The 554-nt window shown below is 48.7% G+C and carries 1 protein-coding gene; it reads right to left on the reverse strand.

The genetic code is table 11. The features are described 5' to 3' along the window. Nucleotides 1–442 (reverse strand): dynamin family protein (locus GRP75_RS28930; protein WP_202404374.1); only part of this gene is annotated, 442 nt, incomplete at its 3' end. Nucleotides 443–554 lie beyond the last annotated feature (112 nt).

The following is a 554-nucleotide window of genomic DNA, read 5'->3' on the forward strand; positions in this document are numbered from 1 at the left end:
GTGTATCCAGCAGCACTCCTCCGCTAGATAATATCGGAACATCCTCCCACACTTGAACCGATTCATAGGCTCCACCATTTTTACAATACTCAGCAAGCTCGGACAGGGACGCTTCCATGCTTTCCGGCTCTGGATTTTCCGCTGATTTGGCTGGATGAATGAGCGCTCTCGGACGTCCATAACGGATGGACACTACATTAGCGCTCGTAGGCACCGGTCCAGACGGCAGCACAGTTTTACCACACAGGCTGTTAATCAAGCTCGATTTACCCGCTGAAAAATGTCCACAAAAGGCAATGGTCAGCTCCTGCGCATATGCTTTTTCCAGCAGATCACCTATCGCCTTCGCTCCCGCTTCATCCTCGGCTTTACGCAATGTACTCTGTATCTGTTCTATCGTATCCAACCACTTTCCCGCATCTCCTGTAATCGTTTGCATCATAAGCTACGGTTCCACTCCTTATCACTTGTCTGCACCAAATAGCTATATTGTAGCATTCCTAAGCCGTTGTGAGAATCATCACATCAAAAAAACTAAACAGCGCTCCCCGCCA

This window comes from Paenibacillus sp. OT2-17 (assembly GCF_009827695.1).
In the GTDB taxonomy this organism is placed as follows: domain Bacteria; phylum Bacillota; class Bacilli; order Paenibacillales; family Paenibacillaceae; genus Paenibacillus; species Paenibacillus polymyxa_B.